The sequence below is a fragment of the Bifidobacterium pullorum subsp. saeculare genome, assembly GCF_016899725.1.
Classification (GTDB): Bacteria; Actinomycetota; Actinomycetes; order Actinomycetales; family Bifidobacteriaceae; genus Bifidobacterium; species Bifidobacterium pullorum_C.
Map to the genome: position 1 here is coordinate 332,001 of NZ_JACLYU010000001.1, position 6,193 is coordinate 338,193.

The 6,193-nt window shown below is 72.7% G+C and carries 5 protein-coding genes; all 5 read left to right on the plus strand.

From position 1 onward, the window contains the following. Positions 1 to 5 precede the first annotated feature (5 nt). The 5 genes from H7U32_RS01380 (at position 6) to H7U32_RS01400 (ending at position 6,145) form a co-directional block, all read left to right on the plus strand. Positions 6 to 869, plus strand: coding sequence for a DUF3710 domain-containing protein (locus H7U32_RS01380; RefSeq protein ID WP_204467343.1), 864 nt, complete (start codon positions 6 to 8; stop codon positions 867 to 869). A gap of 30 nt (positions 870 to 899) precedes the next feature. Beyond that, on the plus strand, positions 900 to 1,622 hold the full coding sequence (locus H7U32_RS01385) for a DUF3159 domain-containing protein (RefSeq protein WP_204467345.1): 723 nt from the start codon (positions 900 to 902) through the stop codon (positions 1,620 to 1,622). Continuing rightward, positions 1,622 to 2,905, plus strand: a complete 1,284-nt coding sequence (locus H7U32_RS01390) for a class I SAM-dependent RNA methyltransferase (RefSeq protein WP_204467398.1) — start codon at positions 1,622 to 1,624, stop codon at positions 2,903 to 2,905. The genes H7U32_RS01385 and H7U32_RS01390 overlap by 1 nt, the downstream gene beginning before the upstream one ends. Next, positions 2,902 to 3,498 carry a sugar ABC transporter substrate-binding protein gene (locus H7U32_RS01395; RefSeq protein WP_204467346.1) on the plus strand — a complete coding sequence of 199 codons (597 nt, stop codon included), beginning with the start codon at positions 2,902 to 2,904 and terminating at the stop codon, positions 3,496 to 3,498. Before H7U32_RS01390 ends, H7U32_RS01395 begins: the two co-directional genes overlap by 4 nt. A gap of 160 nt (positions 3,499 to 3,658) precedes the next feature. Next, positions 3,659 to 6,145: an HAD-IC family P-type ATPase gene (locus H7U32_RS01400; RefSeq protein WP_239457410.1), complete on the plus strand. Its 2,487-nt coding sequence runs from the start codon at positions 3,659 to 3,661 to the stop codon at positions 6,143 to 6,145. Positions 6,146 to 6,193 lie beyond the last annotated feature (48 nt).

A 6,193-nucleotide genomic window follows, 5' to 3' on the forward strand; every position in this document is an offset into this window, starting at 1 on the left:
GACCCATGGGACTGTTCGGATTCGGCAAGAAGAAGCATCAGCGCGAGGATCAGCCCGCCGAGCGGGTCGACGAGGACCGGAAGGCCGCCGAGGCCGCCAACGCCGCGGCCCGCGCGGACAGTGCGATCGCCGAGACCGCGGACGCCGCCGGCGCCGAAGCCGCCTACGCGGGGCGAGGCGAGGAACGCGGCCCGTGGGATGTGGCCGACGAGGCCGTCCCCGACTACGACGACTACCTCGACCTCGGCTCCTACTACCTGCCGTATCTGCAGGGCCTCGAGCTGCGCGTCAAGGCGAACCGCGCCACCCGCGCCGTCATCGGCTCCACGATCACCTACCGAGGCTCCAGCCTGGAGATCGAGGCTTACGCCGCCCCGAAGACGCTGGGCCTGTGGGACGACGTGCGCGCCGACCTGCTCAAGGCCAACGAGGCCGCCACCGAACGCGAGGGCACCTTCGGCACCGAGCTCATGCTCCCGGTGCAGGTGCGGGGCGGCAAAACCGTCATCACGCGCATCGTCGGCGTGGACGGCCCCCGCTGGATGCTGCGCGGCATCTTCTCCGGCGTGGCCGCCAACGACCCGGACGCCGAGGAGACCCACGCGCTCGACCAGTACTTCTCCGACATCGTCGTCGAGCGCGGCGAGGAGCCGCTCGCCCCGCGCGACCTCATCCCGATGCACCCGCCCGTCGCCCCCGCCGAGCGCAAGGCCGCCCGCGCGGCCACCGAGGCCGAGGCGGAAGGCGCCTCCGGCAAGGAGCACCTCAAGGACGTGCCCGAGCGCCCCCAGGGGCCGCTGAGCCAGGACCAGGAGACGCAGGTCAAGACCACGCTCTCCCGCGGCCCGATGTTCTCCGAGGTGCGCTGAGCCCGGCGCCAGCAGCGGAACCGACATCCCATGACGCACCCCACTCCGCGCCCCAAGCGCACCGGCATCGCCGCCCTGGCCGCCGACGATGGCGACTTCTCCGTCGTCGACGCGATCGGCGGCCCCCGCGGCGTCGTCGAATCGGTGCTGCCCGGCTTCGTGTTCGTCGTGCTATTCGTGGCCACGGCCGACCTCAACCTCACGATCGCGGTGTCCGCGGTGCTCGCCGTGCTCCAGGTCGTCGTGCGGCTGGTCCAACGCCAGTCCGCGATGGGCGCCGCCTCCGGCCTCGTGGCCGTCGGCATCTGCCTGGTGTGGGCGTGGCAGAGCCACGAGGCGCGCAACTACTACATGTTCGGCTTCATCACGAACGCCGTGTATGCCGTGCTGCTCGCCGTCTCCCTGGCGGCGCGCGTGCCCGGCCTGGGCCTCATGGTCGAGTTCATCCGCCAGCTGCCCACCGAGCATCTGCGCGCATGGCTGCGCGGCTGGATGGACGACCGGCCCCTGAAGCGCGCCTACATGGCCGTCACCGGCCTGTGGCTCGGCCTGTTCTGCCTGCGCCTGGCCGTGCAGGTGCCGCTGTACCTGACCGACCAGGTCGGCTGGCTGGGCACCGCCAGGCTGCTCATGGGCATCCCGTTCTGGGCGCTGGCCATCTGGGTGAGCTACCTCATCGTCGCCACGCCGCTGCACCGCCACATCGCCGCCGAGAAGGCCGCCAAGGCCGACGGCGCCGCCGAGGAGGGATGATGGACGCGACCATCCGCATCGAACGCCACGCCGACCAGGGCCGCTGCGTCGGGCATATTGACGGGCGTGTCGTCTTCGTGCGCTTCGCCCTGCCCGGCGAGCTCGTGCGCGTCACGCTTGACGAGCCGCATGACCGCGAGGAGCGTTTCTGGACCGCCGAGGTCGGCGAGGTGATCGAACCCAGTCCCGACCGGGTGACTCCCGCGTGGCCGCTCGCCGGCCCACTGGCGATGGGCGGCGGCGTCGGCGGCGCCGACCTCGTCCACGTCTCGCTGCCCGGCCAGCTCGCCTGGAAGGCCGCGACGATCGCCGAGCAGATGCGTCGCCTCGGCCATGTCGACTTGGACGCCGCCCAGGTGCCGGTGGACCGGATGGACGGGGACGCCGCGCTCGGAGGCCTGCACTGGCGCACCCGCATCGAGATGATCGCCGACGACCAGGGGCGTCCCTCGATGCGCCGCCGCGGCACGCATGTGCGCGTGCCGTTGGACACCATGCCGTTGGCCAGCGAGGAGCTGCTGCGTGTCGCCGACGCCGAGCACGTCTGGGACGGCGGCTTCGCTCCCGGCTCCCAGATTCGCCTGGCCGTGCCCGAGCCGCGCGGCGGCGACGCCCCCGCGCGCCAGTCCGGCGACTACGCCGTGCTGGTGGACGGCAAGCTGCGCGCCGGCACCGGCACGCTGACCGAACGGGTCGAGGCCGGCGGCGCCGACTTCACCTACCGGGTGTCCGCGGACGGCTTCTGGCAGATGCACCGGCAGGCGCCCGTCGCCCTCGTCGCCCACGTGCTCGGACTCGTCATGGCCGAGCTCGACGGCACGCCCGGTCCCGTGCTCTGGGACCTCTACTCCGGCTCCGGCCTGTTCACCCTGCCGCTGGCCGCCCTGACCGGCCCCCGCACCCGCATGCTCAGCGTGGAGGGCTTCGCGCCGGCCGTCGCCAACGCGCGCCGCAACCTGCGCGCGGCGGGCCTGGGCAACGTGGACGCCCGCACCGGCGACGTGGCCAGGACGCTGGCCCACGTGCCCGCCGGCCTGGCCCATCCCGACGTCGTGGTGCTCGACCCGCCGCGCGCCGGCGCCCGCGCCAAGGTGTGCCGCCAGATCGCCGGGGCCGGCCCCCGCGCCATCGTCTACATCGCCTGCGACCCGACCTCCCTGGCCCGCGACACCGCCACGCTGGCCGGTCTGGGCTACACGCTGGCCGGCATCCACGCCTTCGACATCTACCCGATGACCCACCATGTGGAGACCATCGCCCTGCTGCGCCGGGAGCGGGCATGACGGGCCGGCCGCGCGCCTGGGCGGCGGCCGCGCTGGCGCTGGCCGCGGCCGTTGCGCTGGCCTCCTGCGCGCCGGCCGGCAAAGCCGTCGGCGACACGCAGGAGCATGCGCCGAAGGTGCCGGTCGACGCCACCGACCGCGGCGACCTCGTCGTCGGCCTCGTCGGTTCGCCGGACGGCGCCTCCGGCGGCGCCGACCGGGCGGTGCTCGACGCGCTCGCCGCATCCGGCATCGGCACCTACTACGCCTCCACGGACGGCGTGCCCGATCCTGACGCCGCGATGCGCGACGGCGTGCGCGACGCCGTGGCGCGCATGGCCGACGCCATCCTCGTCTCCGGCATCGCGGTGGACACCGCCAACGCGGCCGACTGGGACGAGGCGCTGGGCGAGGCGCGCCAGGCCGGGCTGCCGGTCGTGCTCATCGACCCGGCCCATGCCCCCGCGGACCGGACGCTGTACGCGGCCGCCTTCCTCACCGCAGGAGCTGGGAAGGGGGACGGCGCCCCCACACTCATCGACGACGCGCTGATGGAGATCATCGACGACCTTCCCCACGCCAAGCGGATGCCCGTCACCACCGACGTCCGCTGACGCCTGCCGGCCCGGACGGCCACCCGGGCGAACCCCATCACCCGGACGAACCCTGGGCATTGACTGGGAATTGCCCTGAACATCCCCCCGAACAGGCGGCGGAACCCGGCGCTGACGCGCGGCGGGCGGTAGGCTGGACGGCATGAGCACACGCAGCACCATGCCCTCCGTCCACGAGACCGGCCTGACGGCGGCCGAGGCCGCCGCCCGCGCCGAGGCGGGCGAGGCCAACGTCGTCAAGGCGAGCACCTCCCGGTCCGTCAAGGACATCGTCAGGGCCAACGTGTTCACGCTGTTCAACGGCATCATCCTCGCCGCGATGGCGCTGGTCCTCGTCACCGGCTCCTGGCGCGACGCGGTGTTCGGTTTCGTCATCATCATCAACACCGGCATCGGCATCGTCACCGAACTCAAGGCCAAGCGCACGCTCGACAGCCTCTCCATCCTCGTCGCCTCGCGCTTCCTCGTGCGGCGCGACGGCACGGACACCGAGGTCGCCCACGACCAGATCGTGCTCGGCGACCTGTTGTGGATCCGCGGCGGCGACCAGGTGCCGGCCGACGCCGCCATCGTGCGCACCTGGGGCCTGGAGCTCGACGAGTCGATGCTCACCGGCGAGTCCCGCACCGTGCGCAAAGGCGAGGGCGACCCCGTTTACTCCGGGTCCACCGCGGTCTCCGGCATGGCGCTGGTGCGCGTCACCGCCGTCGGCGAGCACTCCTATGCGGCCACCCTGACCGCGAAGGCCAAAGTGTACAAGAAAACCGTCTCCGACCTTAACAAGGGCATCAACACGATCCTCAAGTTCATGACCTTCCTGGTCGTGCCGCTGTGCGCGCTGCTCATCTGGTCGCAGATGCGCACCGTCGGCGGCTGGCAGACGGCCATCGCCACGGGGGAGTGGCGGCAGGCGGTCGTCTCCGCCGTCGCCGGCGTGGTCGGCATGATCCCCGAGGGCCTGGTGCTCCTCACCTCGCTGAACTTCGCGGTCGCCGCGATGCGCCTGGCGCGCCAGCATACGCTCGTCCAGGAGCTCGAGTCGGTGGAGACTCTGGCGCGCGTCGACTGCCTCAACCTCGACAAAACCGGCACCATCACTGACGGCGGCATCGCCTTCGACCGGCTCGTCATGCTCGGCGAGCACACCGACGCCGACCGCGAGGCCGCCACGCAGGCCTGTTACGACCTCGCCTACGAGGAGAACCCCAACGGCACCGGCCGCGCCATCCTCGAGGGGTTGGGCGAGCGGGGCTACCGGCCCGGCGGCATCGAGGCGCGCGTGCCTTTCTCCTCGGCGCGCAAATGGAGCGCCATCGCCACCGGCACCGCCACCTGGTACCTCGGCGCCCCCGAGGTCATCGTCGCCGCGCTGGGCGCGGACGGCGCCGGCACGGGCGCCGGCTTCGCCGACCTGCTCGGCCTGGTCAACGAGCACGCCGACAACGGCGAACGCGTGCTGCTCGTCGCCCGGCGCGACGGCCCTGCCCCCGCCGGATTCGCCGACGAACTCGTCCTCGACGCGGCCGCGCGCCCCGTCGCGCTCATCCTGTGCTCCGAACGGATCCGCCCGGACGCCGCCCGGACGCTCGCCTGGTTCCGCGAACAGGGCGTGCGCTGCCGCGTCATCTCCGGCGACAATCCGGTCACCGTCGGCGCCATCGCCCGCAAGGTGCGGCTGACCGGCGACCGCGAGCCGGTGGCGATGGACGCGCGCGACCTGCCGCAGGACGCGCACCAGCTCGGCCGGCTGCTGGAGGACGTGGACGTGCTCGGCCGCGTGTTGCCCGAGCAGAAGAAGCTCATCGTCGAGGCGCTGCACGACTGCGGTTACACGGTGGCGATGACCGGCGACGGCGTCAACGACTCGCTGGCCATCAAGGAGGCCGACCTGGGCATCGCGATGGGCAACGCCGCGCCCGCCACCAAGGCCGTCGCCCAGGTGGTGCTGGTGGACGGCAGGTTCTCCCACCTACCCGACGTGGTGGCCCGCGGCAGGCAGGTCATGGCCAATATGGAGCGCGTGGCCGGGCTGTTCCTGGTCAAAACCGTCTACTCGGCGCTCATCTCCCTGGGCGTGGTGCTCTCCGGCATCCCGTACCCGTACCTGCCCCGGCACATCACCTACGTGGGCGCCCTGACCATCGGCGTGCCCGCCTTCGTGCTCGCGCTCGCGCCGAACACGCGCCGGTACATCCCCGGCTTCCTCAAACGCGTCGTGCGCTTCGCGCTGCCCGGCGGCGTGGCCACTGGCCTGTCGGTGCTGCTGACCGCATGGATCCTGCCCGGCATCATGGGGTGGGATATCCTCGCCTCGGACGCGGACCTCATGGCGCTGCGCTCCACCAGCGCCGTCGTGCTGTTCCTCATGGGTGTGTTCGTGCTCGCTCGCGTCGCCCAGCCGCTCAATTCGTGGCGCGGCGTGCTCGTCGCGGCGTTCGCGGCGGCCGGCGTGGCCGGCGCGTTCATCCCCTTCGTCGCGCGGTTCTTCGCCCTGCGCATCCCCACCGGGCGCACCGCGGTCGCCACGGCCATCGCCCTGGGGCTGGCGGCCCTCATCTTCTTCCTCTGCCTGTTCGTGGCGCCGCATGTCACGCGCTTCGTGGAACGCAAGCTGCTGCGCAAGCCCGCGCCCCGGTCCCGGCGCTGAGCCCCGGGCCGGGCGGACCGGGGTTCAGCGCCGGGACCGGGGCGCGGG

Bases quoted from the DNA above. Each gene is read 5' to 3' on its own strand.
- H7U32_RS01390 (WP_204467398.1), top strand. From the start codon at position 1,622: ATGGACGCGACCATCCGCATCGAACGCCACGCCGACCAGGGCCGCTGC.
- H7U32_RS01380 (WP_204467343.1), top strand. From the start codon at position 6: ATGGGACTGTTCGGATTCGGCAAGAAGAAGCATCAGCGCGAGGATCAG.
- H7U32_RS01400 (WP_239457410.1), top strand. From the start codon at position 3,659: ATGCCCTCCGTCCACGAGACCGGCCTGACGGCGGCCGAGGCCGCCGCC.
- H7U32_RS01385 (WP_204467345.1), top strand. From the start codon at position 900: ATGACGCACCCCACTCCGCGCCCCAAGCGCACCGGCATCGCCGCCCTG.
- H7U32_RS01395 (WP_204467346.1), top strand. From the start codon at position 2,902: ATGACGGGCCGGCCGCGCGCCTGGGCGGCGGCCGCGCTGGCGCTGGCC.